At 61.1% G+C, this 21,730-nt stretch carries 19 protein-coding genes; 6 read left to right on the top strand and 13 right to left on the bottom strand.

The window, feature by feature from the left end; translation table 11 throughout:
- Positions 1 to 5: 5 nt before the first annotated feature.
- The 4 genes from tkt to HDE72_RS08600 form a co-directional block, all read right to left on the bottom strand.
- Positions 6 to 2,078: a transketolase gene (gene tkt / locus HDE72_RS08615; RefSeq protein WP_183738945.1), complete on the bottom strand. Its 2,073-nt coding sequence runs from the start codon at positions 2,076 to 2,078 to the stop codon at positions 6 to 8.
- 127 nt (positions 2,079 to 2,205) lie between these two features.
- The gene (locus HDE72_RS08610; RefSeq protein WP_183738942.1) at positions 2,206 to 2,718 is read right to left on the bottom strand and encodes a hemerythrin domain-containing protein; all 513 of its coding nucleotides are present in this window, start codon (positions 2,716 to 2,718) and stop codon (positions 2,206 to 2,208) included.
- Positions 2,719 to 2,915: 197 nt separating this feature from the next.
- Positions 2,916 to 3,836 (bottom strand): carbohydrate kinase family protein, encoded by a 921-nt coding sequence (locus tag HDE72_RS08605; RefSeq protein ID WP_183738939.1) that lies wholly within the window; start codon positions 3,834 to 3,836, stop codon positions 2,916 to 2,918.
- Entirely contained in the window at positions 3,833 to 5,047 is a 1,215-nt protein-coding gene (locus HDE72_RS08600) for an AGE family epimerase/isomerase (RefSeq protein WP_183738936.1), read from the bottom strand. Before HDE72_RS08600 ends, HDE72_RS08605 begins: the two co-directional genes overlap by 4 nt.
- A gap of 186 nt (positions 5,048 to 5,233) precedes the next feature.
- Between HDE72_RS08600 and HDE72_RS08595 the strand changes: the two genes are divergently transcribed.
- Positions 5,234 to 5,623 (top strand): DUF1090 domain-containing protein, encoded by a 390-nt coding sequence (locus tag HDE72_RS08595; protein WP_183738933.1) that lies wholly within the window; start codon positions 5,234 to 5,236, stop codon positions 5,621 to 5,623.
- Positions 5,624 to 5,640: 17 nt separating this feature from the next.
- Here the strand turns inward: HDE72_RS08595 and HDE72_RS08590 are convergent, their stop codons facing one another.
- The 3 genes from HDE72_RS08590 to HDE72_RS08580 all read right to left on the bottom strand — a co-directional run bounded on the left by HDE72_RS08590 (position 5,641) and on the right by HDE72_RS08580 (position 9,917).
- Entirely contained in the window at positions 5,641 to 6,723 is a 1,083-nt protein-coding gene (locus HDE72_RS08590; protein ID WP_183738930.1) for a tetratricopeptide repeat protein, read from the bottom strand.
- Between the two features lie 463 nt (positions 6,724 to 7,186).
- The gene (locus tag HDE72_RS08585; RefSeq protein WP_183738927.1) at positions 7,187 to 8,689 is read right to left on the bottom strand and encodes a CoA-acylating methylmalonate-semialdehyde dehydrogenase; all 1,503 of its coding nucleotides are present in this window, start codon (positions 8,687 to 8,689) and stop codon (positions 7,187 to 7,189) included.
- Between the two features lie 10 nt (positions 8,690 to 8,699).
- Complete coding sequence (locus tag HDE72_RS08580) at positions 8,700 to 9,917, bottom strand: ABC transporter substrate-binding protein (protein ID WP_183738924.1); 1,218 nt, start codon at positions 9,915 to 9,917, stop codon at positions 8,700 to 8,702.
- A gap of 308 nt (positions 9,918 to 10,225) precedes the next feature.
- On the opposite strand from HDE72_RS08580, the gene HDE72_RS08575 reads away from it, so the two are divergent.
- From HDE72_RS08575 to HDE72_RS08560, 4 genes are all read left to right on the top strand, one after another.
- Entirely contained in the window at positions 10,226 to 12,064 is a 1,839-nt protein-coding gene (locus HDE72_RS08575) for an RICIN domain-containing protein (RefSeq protein WP_183738922.1), read from the top strand.
- Between the two features lie 81 nt (positions 12,065 to 12,145).
- Positions 12,146 to 13,063, top strand: a complete 918-nt coding sequence (locus HDE72_RS08570; RefSeq protein WP_183738920.1) for a LysR family transcriptional regulator — start codon at positions 12,146 to 12,148, stop codon at positions 13,061 to 13,063.
- Positions 13,064 to 13,082: 19 nt separating this feature from the next.
- Entirely contained in the window at positions 13,083 to 13,613 is a 531-nt protein-coding gene (locus HDE72_RS08565; protein WP_183738919.1) for an isochorismatase family protein, read from the top strand.
- 118 nt (positions 13,614 to 13,731) lie between these two features.
- Complete coding sequence (locus HDE72_RS08560; RefSeq protein WP_183738916.1) at positions 13,732 to 15,609, top strand: transthyretin-like family protein; 1,878 nt, start codon at positions 13,732 to 13,734, stop codon at positions 15,607 to 15,609.
- A 6-nt stretch (positions 15,610 to 15,615) separates the two neighbouring features.
- Here the strand turns inward: HDE72_RS08560 and HDE72_RS08555 are convergent, their stop codons facing one another.
- Complete coding sequence (locus HDE72_RS08555) at positions 15,616 to 16,518, bottom strand: LysR family transcriptional regulator (protein ID WP_183738912.1); 903 nt, start codon at positions 16,516 to 16,518, stop codon at positions 15,616 to 15,618.
- A gap of 117 nt (positions 16,519 to 16,635) precedes the next feature.
- Between HDE72_RS08555 and HDE72_RS08550 the strand changes: the two genes are divergently transcribed.
- Positions 16,636 to 17,622, top strand: coding sequence for a zinc-dependent alcohol dehydrogenase family protein (locus HDE72_RS08550; protein WP_183738909.1), 987 nt, complete (start codon positions 16,636 to 16,638; stop codon positions 17,620 to 17,622).
- A gap of 3 nt (positions 17,623 to 17,625) precedes the next feature.
- On the opposite strand, the gene HDE72_RS08545 is transcribed toward HDE72_RS08550, so the two are convergent.
- The 5 genes from HDE72_RS08545 to HDE72_RS08525 all read right to left on the bottom strand — a co-directional run bounded on the left by HDE72_RS08545 (position 17,626) and on the right by HDE72_RS08525 (position 21,509).
- Positions 17,626 to 18,018: a DUF1801 domain-containing protein gene (locus tag HDE72_RS08545; protein ID WP_183738906.1), complete on the bottom strand. Its 393-nt coding sequence runs from the start codon at positions 18,016 to 18,018 to the stop codon at positions 17,626 to 17,628.
- 54 nt (positions 18,019 to 18,072) lie between these two features.
- Complete coding sequence (locus tag HDE72_RS08540) at positions 18,073 to 18,438, bottom strand: hypothetical protein (protein ID WP_183738903.1); 366 nt, start codon at positions 18,436 to 18,438, stop codon at positions 18,073 to 18,075.
- On the bottom strand, positions 18,435 to 19,553 hold the full coding sequence (locus HDE72_RS08535) for an RDD family protein (protein WP_183738900.1): 1,119 nt from the start codon (positions 19,551 to 19,553) through the stop codon (positions 18,435 to 18,437). The genes HDE72_RS08540 and HDE72_RS08535 overlap by 4 nt, the downstream gene beginning before the upstream one ends.
- Positions 19,554 to 19,665: 112 nt before the next feature.
- On the bottom strand, positions 19,666 to 20,874 hold the full coding sequence (locus HDE72_RS08530; protein ID WP_260176573.1) for a multidrug effflux MFS transporter: 1,209 nt from the start codon (positions 20,872 to 20,874) through the stop codon (positions 19,666 to 19,668).
- Positions 20,871 to 21,509, bottom strand: coding sequence for a CerR family C-terminal domain-containing protein (locus tag HDE72_RS08525; RefSeq protein WP_183738897.1), 639 nt, complete (start codon positions 21,507 to 21,509; stop codon positions 20,871 to 20,873). Before HDE72_RS08525 ends, HDE72_RS08530 begins: the two co-directional genes overlap by 4 nt.
- Positions 21,510 to 21,730 lie beyond the last annotated feature (221 nt).

The following is a 21,730-nucleotide window of genomic DNA, read 5'->3' as shown; positions in this document are numbered from 1 at the left end:
CTGCATCAGCCGCCCAGCAATGCCTGGGCGCGCTGGCAGACATTCTCCACCGTGTAGCCATAGTGCTGCATCAGCACATCACCAGGGGCCGAGGCGCCGAAGGTGTCGATAGCCATCACATCACCGTGGTCGCCGACATAGCGGTGCCAACCCTGCGAGACACCCGCCTCGATTGCCAGACGCGCCGTCAACGCTGGCGGCAGCACTGTGTCGCGATAGTCCTGCGACTGCGCATCGAACAATTCCCAGCTCGGCATCGACACCACGCTGGCGAACACCTTGCGCAGCGCCAGCGCCTCTTGCACGGCCAGCGCCAGGGTTACTTCAGAGCCGCTGGCGATCAACAGCAGCTGTGCCTCGCCGCCCGCCGCCGCAGACAGCAGATAAGCACCGCGCAGCAAGCCATCAGCTGGCGCATATTTGCTGCGGTCCAGGGTCGGCAAATGCTGGCGCGTCAGGGCCAGCGCCACCGGCTGCTCGCGTGACTGCAGCGCCACCCGCCAGGCATACGCCGTTTCATTGGCGTCGGCTGGCCGTAGCACGATCAGACGCGGAATCGCGCGCAAGCTGGCCAGTTGCTCCACCGGCTGGTGCGTCGGACCATCTTCGCCCAGGGCGATGCTGTCGTGCGTAAAGACGAACACCACGCGCAAATCCATCAGTGCGGCCAGCCGTATCGACGGGCGCATGTAATCGGAAAAAATCAAAAAGGTGGCGCAGAACGGGATCGCGCCACCATGCGCAGCGATGCCGTTCGAGATCGCCGCCATCGCATGTTCGCGCACGCCGAAGTGCAGGTTGCGGCCCGCATAACTCCAGTCGCCGCCGTTCGATCCCTGGCGGTCGGGTGCAAGCAGGGCCGGCGGCTGGAAGTCGCCCGTATCTTTCAGCGCCGTATAAGTGGACGGATCGAGGTCGGCCGAGCCGCCTATCAGCGCCGGCAAATGTGCGGCGATGGCATTCATCACCAGGCCGGAAGCGCTGCGCGTGGCCATGCCCTTGGCATCGGCGGGAAACGCGGGTATGCCGGCATCCCAGCCTTCGGGCAAGGCGCAGCCGCCAGGCTGCATCAGCTGCCGCAATTCCAGCGCCAGTGCGGGATAGGCACGCTCGTAATCGTCCAGTCGTTGTTGCCATGCAGCATGTTCACGCCGGCCACCCTGGCCCAGCGCAAGAAAATGCTCGCGCGCGGCGTCTGGCACATAAAACGGCGGCGCTTCCGGCCAGCCCAGCTTGCGCTTGGTAAGTCTCACGTTTTCCTCGCCCAGCGGCGAGCCGTGGGCCTCGAAACTGTCCTGCTTGGGCGATCCGTATCCCAGATGGGTACGCACCAGTATCAGCGATGGGCGCGAGGTTTCGGCGCGCGCGGCGCGCAGCGCCTGCTCCAGCGCTGCCAGGTCATTGCCATCGTCCACGGTCTGCGTGTGCCAGCCATAGGCAGCGAAACGGGCGGCGCGGTCTTCGCTGAAGGTCATGTCGGTGCCGGCCGACAAAGTGACATTGTTGTCGTCGTAGAGATAAATCAGCTTGCCGAGCTGCAAGTGACCGGCCAGCGACGCAGCTTCCGCCGCCACGCCCTCCATCAAGTCGCCATCGCTGACCAGGCCATAGGTGCAATGATCGATCACCGTGTGGCCATCGCGGTTGAAGCGTGCCGCCAGATGGGCTTCAACCATCGCCATGCCGACGCCGTTGGCGAAACCCTGGCCCAGCGGCCCGGTGGTGAGTTCAACGCCGGGCGTCAAGCCCCGTTCGGGGTGGCCGGGCGTGATGCTGCCCCATTGGCGAAACTGGCGCATCTGCGCCATGGGCAGCGCGTAGCCAGTCAGGTGCAGCAGGCTGTATAACAAGGCCGAGCCGTGGCCGGCCGACAGCACGAAGCGGTCACGGTCGAACCATTGCGGGTCGTCCGGATCATGCTTGAGCAAGCGGGTCCACAAAGTGTAGGCCATCGGTGCGGCATCGAGCGGCAAGCCCGGATGGCCGCTATTTGCTTGCTGGACGGTATCGATCGCCAGAAAACGCAGGGCGTCGACACAGAGTTGATCAAGCGCTGAAGCGGAAAGCGGTGCATTCATCTGGTACTCCCGGGTGGCGCCGCCATGCGTTGCCGACGACAAGGCATGGCTGGCAAGCTACCCAGTGTAGCCGCGGCCAGCGCCGAACTCCGTGCGCTGATCCACATAAGACCATTGCGTACAAGACTCAGGCCTGCATCTCCGGCAAGGTGATTTCTGCTTTGCGCGCCGCGATCTGCTGCCCCAGGGCAGGCAAATCGAGTTGTGCGGCCCGCGCTTTGGGGAACATGTCTTGCTCTTCTTCCTGCACGTGATGCTCAATCTGTTCGGAGAGCACCTTGACCTTGGCGTCATACAAGTCCTCGCCAGGCTGCATAGCGACGATTTGTGCGATCAACTCCTTGGCGGACGCGTGTTCGACGACGGCTTCATCGATCAGATCTTGATTATTTTTGTTCGCCTCGCGCACGGCAGGGTAAAAAATCTCTTCTTCCGCCGTTGCGTGCTTGCTCAATTCCAGGCAGATTTTCAGGGCCAGCTTGCGCTTGCTGGCGAGCGACCGGTCGCTCAGCGCCTCGTACTGTTCGAACAGCTCCTTGACGTTTTGATGGTCTTGCGTGAGCAGCTCGATTGCATCCATCTCGGGCATGCCGGTGATTTTTCGGGAAACGGGAGCTGCCTGATGTGATTGGGTGGCCATTTCGTGTCTCCATGTGGTGTGAAGGGACGATACCGCTGGCGGGTATCGGAACTCACATTGTAGACACGACGACGACAAGGCCATGTAGGACATTCACTTATGACAAGGTAGGCAAACTGAGCCTGCTCAGGTTCTTATTGCAGGGAAACCAATCCGCCCCATGATGGCGGCGGACTGGAATAATTTCTTATAAACAATCAAGCCAGCACGGTGCGGGCTACCAGCTTTTCTACCAGCTCCACCGATGGCGGCGAACCGCCGGCGGCCAGGCAGGCGCCTGCGCCAGCCGCGACGGCAAAGCGCAGATGCTGGCCGCCATCGACATCGGGGCGGTACATCAGGCTGTACAGCAAGCCGCCTATGCTGGCGTCGCCCGCCCCCACCGAATCGACCACCTCGATCACCGGGGGCGCGGCCCGCCATGATGCGTCGCCCTGGTACAGGGCTGCGCCTTGCGCGCCGCGCGTGTACAGATAGGTGGCGTGCGGATTCCAGCTGCGCAGGGTGGCAAACGCGGCGTCGATATCGGCGTGGCGGAACAAGCCTTCCAGGTCTTCATCGGACACTTTGACGACATCGGCCAGTTCGGTCATGCGGCGCAAGGTGGCGTCGTAGCGTTCATCCATCATCACGCGGAAATTCGGGTCATAGCTGATCTTCACGCCGGCCGCCTTCAATTCGGCCGCCAGCGCCACCAGCTTGCTGCCCAGCGGTTCGCGCGCCAGGCTGATGCCGCCGAAATGCACCCACTGGACCTGCTGCTGCCAGGTCGGCGGCAGCTGCGCCGCATCGAAATGCAGGTCGGCGCTGTCGTCGCCGATAAAGTAATAGGTGGGCGGGTGCAGTTCATGCACGATGGCCAGCAACGGTGATTTGGCATAACGCTGCAAAAAGCGCATGTCCAGGCCAGCGACTTCGGTCGCTTGCGCCAGCGCATCGCCAAACACGTCGCGGCTGACGGCACCCGCGAACGCGCTGGGCACGCCCAGGCGCGCCATCACGCGCGCCACGTTCCAGGTCGAGCCGCCGACCTGGCTGCTCCACTGGTCTGGGCCCGTGCGCAGCATGTCGGTCAGGGCCTCGCCAGCCGAAACAAAACGGGGAAACTGGGCGCTCATGCTGCACCGCCGATCACGTTCAGCACTTCATAGCAAGCGCCCATAGTGTGGTAATCGACCTTGCCGGCCGGGCTTTTTTCGGCGCTGATTTTTTGATTATCGGGCGTCAGGATGCGGTACCAGGCGCCGTGGTCATGGTCGACAAAATGCTGCCAGCTGTAGTCCCAGATCTTGTCGTAGCTTTTCCAGTAGCCTTCTTCACCGGTGCGCACGGCCAGCACGGCGGCGGCGGCAAAACTCTCGGCCTGCACCCAGAAGTATTTGTCGCCATCGCAGATTTCATCTTGCGGACCGAAGCCGTAATGGATGCCGCCATGCTGGCCATCCCAGGCCTTGGTCAGCGCCGTATCGAACAACGCGCGCGCGCGCGGCAGCAGCCAGTCGGACGGGCCGGCCATGAATTTGGCGTGGCGCTCCATGATCAGCAGCAGCTTGGCCCATTCGGTAAAATGGCCGGGCTGGTAGCCCCAGGGGCGGAAGATATTGCTCTTGTCATGCAAGTTGTAGTCCCAGTCGATGGACCAGTCAGGGCGGTAGTGTTCCCAGATCATGCCATCGGCCAGCGCCGCCTGGCGTACGGTGACATTGTGCGCCAGCGTTTCGGCGCGATGCAGATAGCGCGCCTCGCCGGTCGCTTCAAACGCGGCCAGCATCGCTTCGCAGGCATGCATATTGGCGTTCTGGCCACGATAGCCATCGAGGGTGGCCCAGTCGGCGCTGGCCACGTCTGCATACAGGCCGTGTTCAGGCAGCCAGAAACGCTGCTCCATCAATTCAAAGGTTTCGTCCAGGTAGGCGCGTGCTTCCTGCATGCCGGCGGCAAGCGCATGCGCATAGGCCAGCAGCACGAAGGCCAGGCCGTAGCAGTGGTTGGCGCCATCTTCCACCGTCTTGACGCCATCTTTCCAGTTCAGTTGCCAGGCATAGCCGCCCGTGGCGGGATCGCGGTGCACCTCGCGCAAAAAGGCCACGCCATGGCGCAGCGCGGCCTGGTAATCGTCGTCGCCAAACTGGCGATAGGCCATGGCGTAATTGAAGATAAAGCGCGTGCTGCTGACCAGGTGGCGCGTCTGGCTATCGTAGATGCTGCCGTCGTCGAGGAAGAAATGATAGAAGCCACCGGTCGGGTCGATGGCGCGCGGGTGATAAAAACGCATGGTGTGGGCGATATGCTCGACGAGCATGCGCTTGGAGCGAAAATCTGGGGTCATGGTGGCGACTGTCTCATTAATTTGTTATCGATAACAAATATCATAGCATGCCGCATAAAGGCCGTCTCGCCAAATAAAGGCGCAGGAGTCTGGGCCAGCAGCGCACGGGCACACTGCACAGCAGGCATTTGACAGCCCAAGGGGCGCAGCTTACATTGCACTTTTCTACATAGCCCCGGGACTACCATGAAGCACTTATCGAAAACTGCCCTGATCCTGTTGCTCGCCGTCGGCGCCAGCAGCAGCGCTTACGCCGACGCACCGCTCGCGGGCTGCGCCGCCAAGCGCGACAGCATCAGCACCGAACTGCGGCTGGCCAGGGAAAAAGGCTATGCCGACAAGGTCACGGGCTTGCAGCGTGCGCTCGATGAAGTCAACGCCCACTGCCGCGACGATGCGCTGAGCGAGCGACGCAAGCAAAAGCTGATCCAGGCGCAGGCCAAAGTAAGCCAGACGGAGCGTTCGCTGCGCCTGGCCCAGGAAGCCAACAAGGAACCGAAGAAAATCGCCAAGCTGCAAGGCCGGCTGCAAAAAGCCCAGTCCGACTTGGCCGCACTGCAAGCCAAGCAGCCTTGATCACGCGACGTTAGCTATTACAGGCTGCGCGCTTCCTCCAGGCGCGCCAGCCACAGCGCTGCCTGCTGTGCATCGGGCGCCTGTCCCAGGCCGCCATCCATATAGATGGTCCGCATGCGCTCCAATGCTGACAGTTCATACTGTTGCGCGGCCAGGCGATACCAGTTCAGCGCGGCCGCAGCATCGACGGTTTGCCCTACGCCATGTTCAGCCATGCCTGCCAGGGCAGCCATCGCTGTAGCGTCGTTTTCCGACGCCGCCAGTTCGTACCACAGGCGCGCGCGCTGTATATCCTGCACCCAGCCCTTGCCCACCATGAAGCAGTGCGCCAGCCTGGCCTGCGCTGGCGCATACCCGCGTTCAGCCGCCCGGCGATACAAGCTGCACGCATCGCCAATTTCTGTCGCGGCGCTGGCGGATGACATGCGCTGATCACCACGCATCATGGCCGCACGCGGGTCCCTGGCCTTGAAGGCTTCCTCCAACCACTTTTCCGATAACTCCAGATTAGCAACCACGCCCACGCCACCAGTATACAAGGCTGACAAAGCCGACATGGCGCGTGGGTCGCCATCATCCGCCGCTACCTTGTACAACGCCGCCGCCTGCTCAGGGTCACGCTGCGCCTTGGGCAAGTCCAACAGCATACGGGCCAAGGCTATCCGGGCATCGGGGTCCTTGCCTTCCTGCGCCTGGCGATACAGGCTACGCGCCTGGATCAGGTCGCGCTCGGGATTATCCGAGCGCTCATACCAGCGGGCCAATTGATTGCGCGCGCCAGGATTACCCTTGTCGGCCGCCAGCCGCAGCCAGCGCAGACCCTCTACCTTATCCAGCGGCAGAGTGATACCAAACAGATAGTGATAAGCAAGCCAGGCCTGTGCACGCGCATCGCCTGCTTCTGCAGCCTTGAAATACAAGGCCTTCGCAACATCGACATCCGAGTTCTTCCCCGTACCCTGGCCTCTCTCCGTCATTTCCGCCACGCGGAACATGGCTCCGGCATTGCCCTTGGCCGCCTGTCGTTTGAAATTCCAATAGGCGCTGACATAACGTTCAGCAAACATATAGCGCTCATCAAGCCAGACCTGACTGATCATCCTCCATCCCTCACCTGCAACGAGCTGAGCTGCTGGAAACTTGCAAGTCTTCCTCCAGGCGAGTGTTGCGTCTTCCACTACCGCATGGTTGGCCGAATTGACGATGGCAATATCCTGGACCAGGCCTTGTTGATTCAGGTGTATCAACATCACCACCTTGCCACTGCTCTGCGCAGGAGTTAATCTTTCCGGATAAAACGGTTTATCACAAACGACACCATCAGCCCCTCCCTGATCTTCGGAAAAATTGGCGTGGCTGCTGCCACTCGCGCAGCTAGCTGCAAAGAAAAACACCATCGCACACACATCCAGAGTTCGCATTATTCATCCCATAAAAATATGCACAAATACTAACATGGTGAATTTTACAATGCAAAATAAGACATGTTTTAATGAAAATTTCATGGCGTGTGCGCTGGCGAATGCCACTGCAGACCAGCGTGGTAATCATCCTCGCCCTCGTCTACTTCATGGCGATAGTCGTGTTCACGCCGCTGCCGCCATCGTCCGGCGCGAACCAGCGGGCCGTAACGGTCTTGGTCTGCGTCCAGAAGTACAGCGCCTGCTTGCCGTTCGGGCCCAGGTCGCCCAGTTTTGAAGCGCGCGAACCCGTAAAACTGAAATAGGCGACGGGCACGGGGATGGCCACGTTGATGCCGACCTGGCCCACATCGATCTCGTTCTGGAATTTGCGCCCTGCCCAGCCCGACGAAGTAAAAATCGAGGTGCCATTGCCGTTCGGGTTGGCGTTGATGAAGGCAATCGCTTCATCGAGCGTGTCGGCTTCCACCACGCACATGGCGGGGCCGAAGATCTCTTGTGTGTAGATCGAATGCGTGGCCTCGACGCCGGAAAAGATCGTCGGCCCCATGAAGTTGCCGCCTTCGTAGCCAGCCACCTGGTGGCCACGGCCATCGAGCAGCAATTGCGCGCCTTCGTCGACACCAGCCTGTATCAGCTTTTCTGCGCGCTGCAAGGCGGCTTTCGAGACCATCGGCCCCAGGTCCGCATCGCGGTCGCTGCCCGGCCCCACCTTCAGTTTTTTGGAACGGGCGACGATTTCCGGCAGCCAGGCACGCGCAGCACCCACCAGCACCACCACGGAATTGGCCATGCAGCGCTGACCGGCCGCGCCAAACGCGGCGCCGATCAGGTTATTGATGGCTTGTTCCTTGTTCGCATCGGCCAGCACCACGCAATGGTTTTTTGCGCCCATCATGGCTTGCGCGCGCTTGCCGGCTTCACTGGCGCGGCGGTACACATGCGTGCCCACATGGGTCGAACCAATGAAGGAGACAGCCTTGATGTCGGGATGGTCGCACAGCAGGTTGACGACATCGGCGCCGCCATGCACCACATTGAGCACACCGGCCGGCAAGCCCGCCTGGTATAGCAGTTCGACCAGGTACATCGACGACGATGGGTCTTGCTCGGACGGTTTCAGCACGAAGGTATTACCGCAAGCAATCGCGATCGGGAACATGAAACACGGCAGCATGACGGGAAAATTAAACGCCGTGATGCCGGCGCCCACGCCCAGCGGCTGGTAGATATTGTAGACATCGACGCCAGTGGCTGCGTTTTCCGCAATCTCGCCCAGCTGCAGGGTGGCGATCGAGCACGCGTGTTCCACCACTTCCAGGCCCCGCATCACTTCCCCTTCCGCGTCGGGCAAGGTCTTGCCATGTTCACGCGTGATCAGTTCGGCCAGCGCGCCGATATTGTCGCGCATCAGTTGCTGGTACTTGAGCATGATGCGCATGCGCGCCGCCAGCGGCGTATTGCGCCAGGTCTTGAACGCTTCTTTGGCGGTGGCGACGGCCAGTTCGACTTCCTCGCGCGTGGAAAACGGCACCCTGGCGACGATCTCCTGCGTGGCCGGATTGATCACCTCGCGCCAGTCGGTGCTGGAGGATGCATGCGGCTTGCCGCCGATATGCAGGGGGATGGCGGGGACTGGTTTCATGGTCTGCTCCTTATTTTTTCACCAGATTGCAGGCCGCCGCATCCATGGGCTTGAATGCCTGCTCGGCCGGGATGGTGGACAGCACTTTCAGGTAGTCCCACGGGCCTTTCGATTCGGCCGGGGTTTTGACCTGCACCAGATACATATCGTGGATCACCCGGCCGTCGGGGCGTATCGAGGCGTTGTGCATGACGGCGTCCTGGATAGGCAGCTGGCGCATTTTTTCGGCGACGATTTTCGAGTCGTCGCTCTTCGCAGCCGCCACCGATTTCAGGTAGTGGTAAACGCTGGAATACACGCCAGCCTGCACCATGGTCGGCTTGGCGCCCTTGTTCAGCGCCTCGAAGCGCTTGGCAAACGCGCGGCTGCGGTCGTCATAATCCCAGTAAAAGCCATCGGCATACACCAGGCCCTGGGCCGTTTCCAGTCCCAGCGCGTGCACGTCGGACAGGAATACCAGCAAGGCGGCCAGGCGCTGGTCCTTGCCGCTGCCGATACGGAATTCGCGCGCCTGCTTGATGGCCGATACCGTGTCGGCGCCGCCATTGGCCAGGCCGATTACCTGCGCCTTGGACGCTTGCGCCTGTACCAGGAATGATGAAAAGTCGGAGGCGTTGAGCGGATGGCGCACGGCGCCCAGCACCGTGCCGCCATTGCGCTTGACGACGTCGCTGGCGTCTTTTTCCAGCGAATGGCCGAAGGCATAATCGACGGTGACGAAGTACCACGATTTCTGTCCCAGTCTGGTCAATGCCGCCGCCGTGCCGGCCGCCTGCGAATAGGTGTCGAACATCCAGTGGAAGCCGTTCGGCGAGCAGTCTTCATTGGTCAGCCGTCCCGTGGCCGGGCCGCTGAACATGGCGATGCCGCCCTTCTCTTTCATCAGCTTTTGCACGGCCAGCGCCACCGAAGAATTGGTCAGGTCGACGATGGCGTCCACCTTGTCGCGGTCCAGCCATTCGCGCGCCTTGGAGGCGGCGACATCGGCCTTGTTCAAATGGTCGGCCGAGACGATCTCGATCTTCATGCCCTTGCATTCGGCCTTCAGGCAATCCTCGACCGCCATCTGGCTGGCGACGACCGAGCCGCGCCCGCCCATGGCCGAATACGGCCCGGACATATCGGTCAGCACGCCGATCTTGACGATACCGTCAGAAATCTGCGCCTGCGCGCCATTGAAAGATACAGCCAGCGCCAGCGCGCCCATGGCCAGGATGGTTTTTTTCATGCAGGTCTCCTTATGTCATTCTCTTATAGGTATGAACGTATTTTGCATGTGTAAAAATATCTGTTCAATCAGAATTAGCGCATAAGTCCTTTGCAAAAATGCACAAGAAAGCCATTTCCCCCCTTCAGCGCCATTGCCTTAAAAAAAATAGTTTCTTATGTCGCATATTGTGCGCCGGACGCTGTAAATTCTGGTTATGATTCCATTCGCAACATTTCCGTACGGCAATATGAAAACAGTGACGCAGGGCAGCGCTGAACAGCTGCGTGGTAGCCGTCGCCACCACAAATCAATCTGAAAACATGACCATGAATCTACAGACATCAAGTTACAGGCCAGGCCTGGCCGCTGTGGCCAGTTCGGCCATACTCGCTACCCTGTTGGGCGGCTGCGGCAGCGGCGGCGGCGCCGATACGCCAGCGCAAAGCACCAGCTTGAGGGCCGACGTCACGGCCAGCACCGTGACGCCGGGCCACTATACGGTGAAGAGCGTATCCAGCGGCCTGTGCCTGGCCCTTGCCGGCGATAGCACGGCGGACGGTGCGGCGCTGCAGCAAGCCACTTGCAACGGCGCGAAGGCGCAGCAGTTCGACGTGCAGCTGACGGACAACGGCAGCTACAGCATCATTAACCTGAACAGCGGCAAGAGCCTGGACGTGGCCGGCATTTCCCTGCTGAACGGTGCGCTGCTCCAGCAATGGAGTTACGGCGGCGGCCCCAACCAGCGTTTTAACATCGTCCCGAAAAACCAGGCCTACACCATCAGCGCTCAAAACAGCGGCAAGTGCCTGGACGTGCAAAACTTCAGCACTGCGCCGGGCGGCGTCATCCAGCAATGGGAATGCGGCAACAACAGCAACCAGCAATGGACGTTCACCTCGACCGACCCGGTGCTGCCCGCCGACCCCACGCCAAGCGGCCCGGTGGTCGATTCCAGCACGCTCGATAACAAGCTGATCTTCGGCTACCAGGGCTGGTTTGCCTGCGCAGGCGACGGTTCGCCTATCGACGTGGCCGGCAATGGCTGGCGTCACTGGGCGCCAGGCGCCACGCCCGTGGCCAGCAATGTCACGGTCGACATGTGGCCGGACATGCGCGACGTGCCCGCCGCCGAACAATGCAAGACGGGCTTCACCATGCCGGACGGCTCGCCTGCCGTGGTCTACAGCTCGTGGAACCGCGCCACCGTCAACCGCCATTTCGAATGGATGCAAAACTATGGCATCGATGGCGTGCTGCTGCAGGAATTCGTCACCGAGCTCGCGCCAGGTTCCGTCAACCGCCGTTTCCGCGATGGCGTGACGGCCAACGTGCGCGCGGGCGCGTCGGCTAATGGCCGTACCTGGGCCGTCGAATATGACACCAGCAACGCGCAGGACGCCGATATCGTCAAGAACGTCAAGGATCACTGGGCCGCGCTGGCCGCCAACGGTTCACTGTCGGCGCCATCGTATCTGCACCAGAATGGCTTGCCGGTGGTGGAACTGTGGGGACTGGGTTTTAACGGCCAGCCCGCCACGCCTGCTGCGGCCAACGCCTTGCTGGACTGGTTCTTGCGCGATGCGCCTGCCAACCAGCGCGCTTATGTGATCGGCGGCGTGCCGTCGCAATGGCGTACCCAGGGCTCCGATTCGTCGCAAGACCCGGCCTGGGCGGCCGTGTACCGCCGTTTCGATGCGCTCAATCCATGGCTGGTGGGCCGTTTCGGCGACCAGCAGGGCGTGCGCAACTTCCGCCAGAACGTGATGGCGGCCGATATCGCCGAAACCACGCGCCTGGGCAAGCGCTATATGCCGATGCTGTTCCCTGGCGGCCATAACGAACACCGCATCGGCGGGCGTTTCTGGTGGACCCAGTTCTACGAAGCCCGCTCGGCTGGCGCGACTACCTTCTTTGGCGCCATGTTCGATGAAGTCGATGAAGCGACCGCGATGTACAAGGTGGCGCCTAGCAAAGCCTTCCTGCCGGTGGAAATTCCCACCAGCCCCAGCCCGTATGAACCGGGCAAGCCGCGCGGCCCCTTCGTCACCCTGGACGCCGATGGCGAAAACCTGAGCAGCGACTTTTATCTGCGCCTGGCAGGCGAAGCGAGCAAGGTATTGCAAGGCAAGAGCACCCTGGGGCCGGATCGTCCGATCAGCCAGTGATGTCCTAGCAAGCAGTGTAAACATACCCGTGCCGTCAAAAGCCATGCATAATCCTTGGCAAAAATGCACAAGGATACAAGCATGCTCGATTGGGACAATGTACGGGTATTTCTGGAACTGACGCGTAGCCAGGGCCTGGTCGATGCCGCAAAGAAGCTGGGCATCGACCATTCCACCGTCTCGCGGCGCATGCGCAAGTTTGAAGAGCAGGTGGGCACGCAGCTGTTCGACCGCAATTACGTGGGTTACCAGCTGACACCGGAAGGCCATCGCCTGATGGAATACGCGGAAACCATGGAAAGCACGGTGTACGCGGCCACCGAGGAACTGGGCGAACATAACCGGCTGCTGTCCGGCCAGGTACGCCTGGGCGCCACGGAAGGTTTTGGCGCCGTGGTGCTGGCGCCCCACCTGGCGCACTTTTGCGGCCGCAACCCGCACATCAGCGTGGACCTGATCGCCGTGCCGCGCTTTGTCAGCCTGTCCAAGCGCGAAGCGGACGTGGCGATTTCCATCGAACGGCCCCAGTCCGGCCCCTACGTCGTCACCAAGCTATCCGACTACCGTTTGAAACTCTATGCTACGCCCGCCTACCTGGCGCGCCATGCGACTATCAGCAGCGTGGCCGAACTGGCCCGCCACCCCATCATCGGCTACGTGGACGACCTGGTGTTCAGCGCCGAGCTGCGCTATATGGACCACGTGGCGCCCGATTCCCTGCGCGCCTTTCGCAGCACCAGCGTGCTGGCCCAGTACCATGCAGCACGCGCGGGCCAGGCACTGGCCATCCTGCCCTGCTTCGTGGCTCAGCAATCAAACGAACTGGTGCCCGTGCTCGACGATCAGATCGATTTGCTGCGCGCCTTCTGGATGGTCTCGCCCAGCGAACGGCGCAATATCGCCCGCGTCAGCGCGCTGTGGAATTATTTGCGTGTAGTGATCGATCTCAACCATGGCTACCTGATGGGCGAAGAGAGCACGCCCCGCTGGCTGCCTTGACACGCTAACGGAGACAAACATGCTGATGGATGCCAAACAAGCAGTACTCGTGATCGTCGATTTGCAGGGCCGTTTGATGCCGGCCATCCACGATGCCGACAACGTACTGGTCCAGAACCTGCGCCTGGCGCGCATCGCGCAGCTGCTGGAGATTCCCGTGCTGGGCACGGAACAGAACCGCCAGGGCCTGGGGCCGAACCTGGAAGAAATCGCCGCCCTATGCCAGCAGACTTTGCACAAGACGCATTTCGGCGCCTGCTTTGACGGCTTGCAAGCGATCTTGCCGCCAGGACGCAAGCAGATCGTCGTCACTGGCTGCGAAGCCCATGTGTGCATGCTGCAGACAGCGATCGGTTTGCTGGAACTCGGTTACGACGTCATCATCGCCATCGACGCGGTCGGCTCGCGCCAGCCGGCCAGCCGCGAGGCAGCCTTGCAGCGGCTGGACAAGCTGGGCGCACAATTGCTGACGGTGGAAATGCTGGCCTTCGAATGGTTGCGCGATTGCAAGCACCCGCGCTTCCGCGAAGTACTGGCATTGATTAAATAGCTAAATTAAATAGACTGCAGCGTTTAATCCAGATCAAGTCCATCGCCGTCCCATTTGCTAGCTTGATAACAGCGCCGCCATCCGAGCGGCGCACATTCACAACAGCAAGGGGACTATCATGGCCTACATCTTACGCGGCAAGCTGTGCGGCTTGATCTGTGCCGAATGTCCCGAACCGCTGTCGCACCTCATCGTGCGCCTGTACCGCACGCGCGACACGCAAAACGTGACCGCCCTGGCCGTGGCCAGCGCCAAGGAAACCTTCGCCATCCTCGGCAATGAAGAGCTACAAGCCAAGGGGCCGTTCCTGCTGGCCGAGGCACGCACGGATGCCGACGGCAACTACAGTTTTAGCCTGGGCGAAAACGACGACTACCAGGGCGAGGCGGTCGAAGTGGACGTGTTCTGCCCCAGCGTGCCCCATTTGAAGCCGGGCGGCAAGGAGCCGGTGCCGCTGCAGTTTTCCATCACCACCATCCAGCCCCGCTGGCGCCAGGCCGGCGACGATTTCCTCGCCGTCTGGGATTATTGCCTGCCGCAGCGTTTCTGGTGCCTGGTGCGCGCCCGCTTCGGCGCCTGGACTATCTGCGGCCGTTTGCGCACCTGCGTGGCGCCACAAACGCCTATCGCCGGCGCCACCGTGCACGCCTTCGATGCCGACTGGCTGCAGGACGATGCACTGGGCGACGCCGTGACCGATGCGACGGGCCGCTTCCGCATCGATTATCTGACCTCCGACTTCACGCTCACACCCTTTTCTCCCTTCATCAACGTGGAATTTGCCAGCGGACCCGACGTGTATTTCACGGCGCAGCTGGGCAGCGCAAGCATCCTGTCGGAAACCCAGGCGAATGGCCGCCAGCCGGGCCGCGAAAACGTGGGCCATTGCTTTTGCGTGGAACTGTGTTCAAGCGCCGTCCTGCCGCCCGACGTGGAAGGTGTGCCGCACTGGCAGCAGGTGGAAATCTTCGATATCCACCCCTTCCCTTCCGCAGCTGGCTTTTCACCAGAAGGGTATGCAGGTGGCCCGGCCGCGTCCTGCGTCTTCGCGGGCGGCGTCACGCTGAAAGGCAATTGCCCCTTGCGCAATAGCGCAATTCCCGCCAACTCGCTCGAATACCGCTTTTTGATCGGTGAATGGCGCTGGAGCGGCGCCGCCGACGATCCCAGCACACTGCCCACGGTGGCGCCCGCCAGCCTGGCGCCGCTCACGCAAATCCTCGGCACCCTGGTCGGTTATGTGTTTTATACGAATGGACTGGGTTTGCCCGACTCGGCCCAAGTCATCATCGACACGGGCGATGTGTTGGCGGGCGGCTGGATACGGATCGACAACAAGGCCCTCACCGTCGACATGCGCAATGGCGGCATGGCCGTCGTCAACGTCAGCAGCAGCAATTTCCTGCGCACTTTCGACTTGTTCACCGTCAATACGCCAGCCATCACCAGCCTGCATCCGGCCAAGCTGCCGGGCGGCTTGCCGATACTCGATGCCGGCCGCAGCCTGACGACAGCGGAAAGCGAACCGGTGCGCCGCTACCGCCTGGGTTTCGAGGTGCGCGACGGCACAACCTTGGCCCTGGTAGCCACCGACGGCCTCGATTCCATCGTCTTCGACAACTCGCCCGTCATCGTCGCGCTGGACCTGGAAGAATTGCGCAGCAATGCCTGCAACCCCATCGCGGGCGGCGTGGTGCACATCCTGTACACGCTAGACCATCCGCATCTGCGCTTTTTCAATCTGACGATATCGAACAACAATGGCATCACCCACCCGCCGCCGCCGCTGCCGGCAGCCAGCTTCACGCCACCGCCGCCGCCCGCCAACTATTTGTTCCGCGGCGGCGCAGGTGGGCCTCATTTATCAAGCAACAATGGCGGTTTTCCCGTCAATGTAGCGCTCGACCCGCCCTGCGCCTACCGGGTGGCCATCAGTTGGCAAACGCGGCATTACCTGGCCTCGTCGCATAGCATCGACCGGCTGTATTGCAAGTGAATCCGCTCAACCCTGTTCCTGGAACAGCTGCGCCAGGAAGTCCACGAACACTTGCACCTTGGCCGCGCGCAGCTGGCGCGGGTGGAACAGGGCCCATACGTCGGGGCCGGCCGTACGGTAGGGTTGCAGCAGCGGCAGCAGGCTGCCTTCACGCAAGGGTTGCATGACGGACACTGACAGCGCCTGCACGATGCCGCAGCCGGCTTGCGCGGCGGCGATCATCGATTCGATATGGTCGAACGATAACTTGCTTGCCGGCGTGTGCGCATACGGCTCGGTGCCTTGCCCATCCTGGAATAGCCAGGGCCGCACCTGGCGCGATTTCGGGTACAGGAAATTGAGGCAGGCAAACTGCTCGAGTTCTTGCGGTGTTTGCGGCTGGCCGTGCCGGGCCAGAAACTCGGGCGAGGCACAGCACAGATACTCCATCTTGAACAGGCTGCGCGCCACGAGAAAGCAATCCTGCGGCTCGCCTATGCGCAGCATCACGTCGATACCTTCTTCCACCATGTCGACCAAACGGTCGCTGACGGTCATGCGCAAGTCGATCTCGGGATAGGCGGCGATAAAACGCGGCAAGGCCGGCGCCACTATGTTACGGCTGATGCTGCTCGGCATGTCGGCGCGCAAGCTGCCCGACGGACGCTGACCGGCCTGCTGCAAGCTCGCTTCCAGTACGGCCATGTCAGCCAGCAACTGGCGCGCCTGCGCATGGCAGTGCAAACCTTCGGCCGTCAGCGACATGCTGCGCGTGGTGCGCTGCAAGAGCCGCACGCCGAAATGCTTTTCCAGCGCCGCCACCTGGTTCGTCACGGACGAGGTAGAAATGCCCAGGCGCTGCGCGGCCTTGCTGAAGCCGCCCGCCTCGACCACCGCGCAAAACACTTGCATCGATTCCAGCCTGTCCATGGATACTCCTTTTTTGGGCGATTATCCACGATTCTGAAATAGTGCATCGTGCCGCGCCCTGTTTTTCTTTCCGCCCTGCCCGCCTAGACTGGCCATATCAACTTTCTGGAGCACACCATGCAAGCCCTCCTACTGAATACCTTTGCCGTTCCCATGACCCTGACCGAGCTGCCCGTGCCGCAAGCAGGGCCGGGACAAGTCCTCGTGCGTATCGCCGCCAGCGGCGTCAATCCGCTCGATACCAAAATCGCCGCCGGCCAGGCGCCACATGCACAGCCGCGCCTGCCCGCCATCCTCGGCATTGACATGGCCGGCACGGTGGCCGCCGTGGGTGATGGTGTGACCACCTTTGCCGTCGGCGACCGGGTGTATGGCATGGCGGGCGGCATTGCCGGCATCCCCGGTTCGCTGGCTGAATATGGGGTATTCGAGACCGCCCTGCTGGCGCCCGTACCGGAAAAGCTGAGCCTGCGCGAAGCTGCCGCCCTGCCCCTGGTCTTCATCACGGCCTGGGAAGGCCTGGTCGACCGCGCCCAGATCAAGGCGGGCGATAGCGTACTGGTGCATGGCGGCGCAGGCGGCGTGGGCCATATGGTCGTGCAGATCGCCGTGTCCATGGGCGCCACCGTCTACGCGACCGGCAGCGCGGCCAGCCGCGAGACCATCGAAGCGCTGGGCGCGCGCTTTATCGATTACCGGACCAGCACGGTGGATGACTATGTGGCCGAACACACGGCGGGAGCGGGGTTTGATATCGTCTATGACACGGTGGGCGGGTCCACCCTGGACGCCAGTTTCAAGGCAGCAAGAATCTATGGCGGCCATGTCGTCAGCTGCCTGGGCTGGGGCACGTTTGCGCTGACGCCCTTGACGGCGCGCGCAGCCAGCTATTCAGGCGTGTTCACCCTGCTGCCCTTATTGAGCGGCAAGGATCATGCGCGCCACGGCGCCATTTTGCGCCAGGCCAACCGTTTGATCGCGGCGGGGCAATTGCGCGTGCGCGTCGACCCACGCGGTTTCACCCTGGAAACGGTGCAGCAGGCACACGCGGCGCAAGCCGATGGCAGCGCGCGCGGCAAGCTGGTGGTCACGATCAGGGAATAATAGCTATTTTTTCGGCGCCGTGTTGAAAGCCACTGCGGCGCGTATCAGCGCCGTCAAGGCCGCCTCGTCAACGATGTCGCCTTCATGGAAATCGATGGCGCGCCGGGTATTGCCGTCCAGGCTGGCATTGAACAGGCCGGCCGGATCGGCCAGCGCAGCACCCTTGGCGAAGGTCATCTTCACGGCACGCTGATAAGTTTCACCCGTGCAAATGATGCCCGCATGCGACCACACGGGCACGCCGCGCCACTTGATTTCTTCCAGCACCTCGGGATCCGCCTGCAAGATGACTTGCCGGATGGCCGCCAGGGTCTGTCCACGCCAATCGTCCAGTTCACGGATCTTGGCATCGATCAGCCGCGACGGCGTCTCGCCGCCGTTCTGCGTGCTTGTCATGACAGCCCCTTTCGGTCACAGTGTCTGGCGATTGTACCGCGACTGCACGACGTTTCAAGGATGTTGCGCAGCCATGCGCCAGGTGCACACCACAAAAATCAGAAAGCAGACTTGCGCCAGAAACGCGGCCAGGTCGATGCCGTAGGTCAACCCCACCCAGGCATTGATAGCGACATCGACGACAATAATAGCCAGCGTCACGATCACGCCAGCCTTCGGCCGCAAAAACAGCAGCACGATGGCCAGCGGGTCGATCAGGGTCAGCGCCGTCCAGAAGGTGGTGACAAGGACCGGCAGCCCGCCGTAATTCCAGCCCCAGTCATACTCGGCAACAATCAGCAGATGGTTGTAGGTGGCGCCCAGCAGGCACAGGGCATAAATCATCCGCAGCCAGAGCGAGCGGCGGGATACGCTCATCATTGCGCGGTTTTCGTGGCGGTATCATGGCCTAGCGATTTCCATTGTTCAGGCGTATGCGCGTAGTTCGTGATATTCCAGCGTGAAGCGATACCAATGTTATAGCCTGACCTCAGACTGACGATAATCCATGGCTGGCGGCTCGCCCCGGGATAACTGTCCAGTACCGTCTGCACCAGACCTTGCGCAAATGCCCCGGTATCTGGCAATGATGCATCGACGATGGCATTGATCGACAAGTGCTCGCTGGTCTGATTTCCCGTGTGCATGGTCATCAGGAAAATACTGGCCCCCTGCACGCCCGGAGTCGCCTGAAGTTGCGTGAGCGCAGCATTCAAAGCGCCGAGTTCAGCCTTGATGGCAGACTGCCTCAATACCAGCGCCACTCCAGCAAACACGATGATGACCGCAGCGATGAAAGCAGCATGGCCACGCCAGATCGCTTTCGAGGGCAAACTCAGCTTGCCGGGACCGGCCCTGACGACAAAAGCGCCAACGGCCAGGTCATGCGTGGCTTGCCGCGTCCGGCGGTTAAATACCAGCAGATAAAAAATGCTGAAAACCAGTCCGAAAAGCAATAGCAGCAAGCCCATGCTCAGCAATTCCCTGTCCGCGCCCAAGTCGATAACGACGCCATTGAGGAAGAACACCAGGCAAAAAAGAGCGGCGCGGACACACGCAGCGGGAAAGCCCAGCATCTCGCCAGTACGCGACACCACTTTCAATCCCAGCAGCCGCATGCCTGCCGACTGTCCACCGCCCAGGCGGCTTTGTGTCACGCCAAAATAGAGCAGCGTAATGAACGCGCCAACTAACACTCCCCAGCCGCCCAGCGAGGAAAATTGCTGGTACAAAACAAGGCCCGCAGCCTGGCCGATCAGAAACAGGAGCATGCCATCGATCAGGCAGGCGACTATCCTGCGCCACACGCCCGCCATCACTACATCGGGGGCGTCAGCTGCGACTGCTTCGGTTTTGACCGGCGCAGGCGCTAAAGCCAGGCTGGCCAGGCGCGCTTCGATTTCCTGCACGCGTTCAGGGAAACGGGCCGCGTCGATGCGGCCCAATATCTGCCGCAATTGCTGTTCTGTATGCTGGCTATAGTCCGGTGTGTCCATTCTTTTCCCTATGCTATGCGAGTCGGAAACGCACAAGTCAGTATTGCTCTATGTGCAACTCCATAGTATATGAGGAAACATGTATAAATGTCTATTGGCAACTTCCCTTGATTTAAGCCACTGTCGCCGCCTTGCCTCTGCTATGCGCCGTGGTGTTCTGACCAGCCAGCCACCAGAAGAACGAGGCCAGCAGCACCGCCGACATCTGGCCCAGCGCCAGCTTGATGCTGCTGTCGAACAGCAAGGGCGCGATGAAACCGGACACCAGCGCGAACAGCAGCATTTGCACGAAGTTTTGCAAGGATGCGGCCAGGCCGCGCATATGCGGGAAGATATCCAGGGTGGAGAGGGTCATGCCCGGCAAGGCCAGCGACATGCCAAACGCATACAGCATGATGGGGATGATGGCCCAGGGTATGCTGGGCACAAACCAGTGGTTGTACGCAATATTGCAGACACCCGTGGCCGCCATGATCAGCAAGCCCCGCTGCACCAGTTGCGGCATCGGCACCGTATGCGCCAGCTTGCCATTCAAGGCCGAGCCTGCCACCAGGCCACCCACCATGGGCACGAACATCCAGCCAAACGCCGTCTCGGGCAAATGCAGCAATTCCATGACGAAATGCGGCGCCGAAGCGATATACAGGGCGAAACCGCCATACGCGCAAGCCACGGCCAGCGAGCGCAGCTGAAAGCCCCGGTGGCGCAGCGCCTGCCAGTAGTTGGCCGCGATGGTCGCCGGATGAAAGGGTTGGCGTTGGGCGACCGGCAAACTTTCCGGCAAGCCGCGCCAGCTGATCAGCAACAGCAGCACGGTCGCCATAAAGGTGAACACAAACGTCGATTGCCAGCCGTAGGCCACATGCAGCCAGCCGCCGATAATCGGCGCGATGGCGGGCGCGATGCCGAACACCATCATGATATTGGCCAGCATCTTTTGCGCGGCAGCGCCCGTCAAGGTATCGCGCACGATGGCTTGCCCGATGACCCGGCCTGCCCCTACTGACGCACCTTGCACGCCGCGGAAAAACAGCAGCCAGCCAAAGCTGGGCGCGAAGGCGGCGCCGATGGAGCCTGCGGCAAACACAAACATGGAATACAGGATCACGGGACGGCGGCCGAAAGAATCGGACAAAGTGCCATAAAACAGGGTCATGAAAGCGTACGCCGCCAGATATACGCTCAGGGTCTGCTGCACCAGCAGGTAGCTGACATTGAAATGGGTGGAAATGGCGTGAAACGAGGGTAAAAAGGTGTCGGTGGCGAAAGGCCCCAGCATGGCCAGGCCGGCCAGCATGATGGTCAGGGTCCAGGATTTCATACTGGCTCTCCTGCACACATATTCGCCAGCGCCGCCAAAGTAAAGCGGGAAATATGTGCGGCGATGGCGGCGATGCCCGCCTCGTCATAGCTGATTTCCGGCGCCACCAGCTCGTGCACGGAGCGCGAACGCGCATAAAACACCACCTGGCCGATGACGCTGAAGACGCATTTCTGCACCACATCGTCGGGCCAGCACGGGCCAACGACGCCGCGTATCAGCCGCGTAAATTGTGCGTGCTGCGGCAACACATGGCGCTCGGCCAGGCGATGAATCGCAGCCGTCGGCTCGATCAATTCGCGCGCCACCAGGCGCACAAACAGGGACGACGGCCCCGAACGCAACATGGTGCAGACCAGCTCTTCGATAGCCAGGCGCAATTGCTCGGCCGGCGGCAAAGCTGTGGCAGCAGCAGCGTTATCGGCTACATGGGCCAATTCCCTGGCGTAGTCAAAAGCAGCCAGGTGCAGCTCTTCCTTGCTATGGAAGTAATAATTGACCATCGCCACATTCACTTGCGCAGCCTCGCATATCTTGCGCACCGACGTCGCCTTGTAGCCATGCTCGACAAACATCTCCACGGCCGTCTGCAAGATGCGCAGCCGGGCTGGTTCCTGCGTATTTTCCTCAGTCATTCCAGTGCCATTATTTAAACAGATGTTTAATTATATCAAACAGCCGTTTAATTTTCTTTCAGACATAAAAAATCCCGACGAACCAAAATTAAAAGATCACCATGTGAGAATTCACTATTTTTCCTTTTAAGCAACATGCTATGCTTTTATATTGCAGGATACCGGATGAAATCTCAGTGACTACCAAAACTGCAGTGATCGACCATGTGGTCGATTCACGC

The organism is Janthinobacterium saanense, assembly GCF_014200675.1.
Lineage (GTDB): Bacteria > Pseudomonadota > Gammaproteobacteria > Burkholderiales > Burkholderiaceae_D > Janthinobacterium.
Note: the sequence above shows the minus strand (reverse complement) of the source record. Positions and strands in the feature narration are given on the sequence as shown.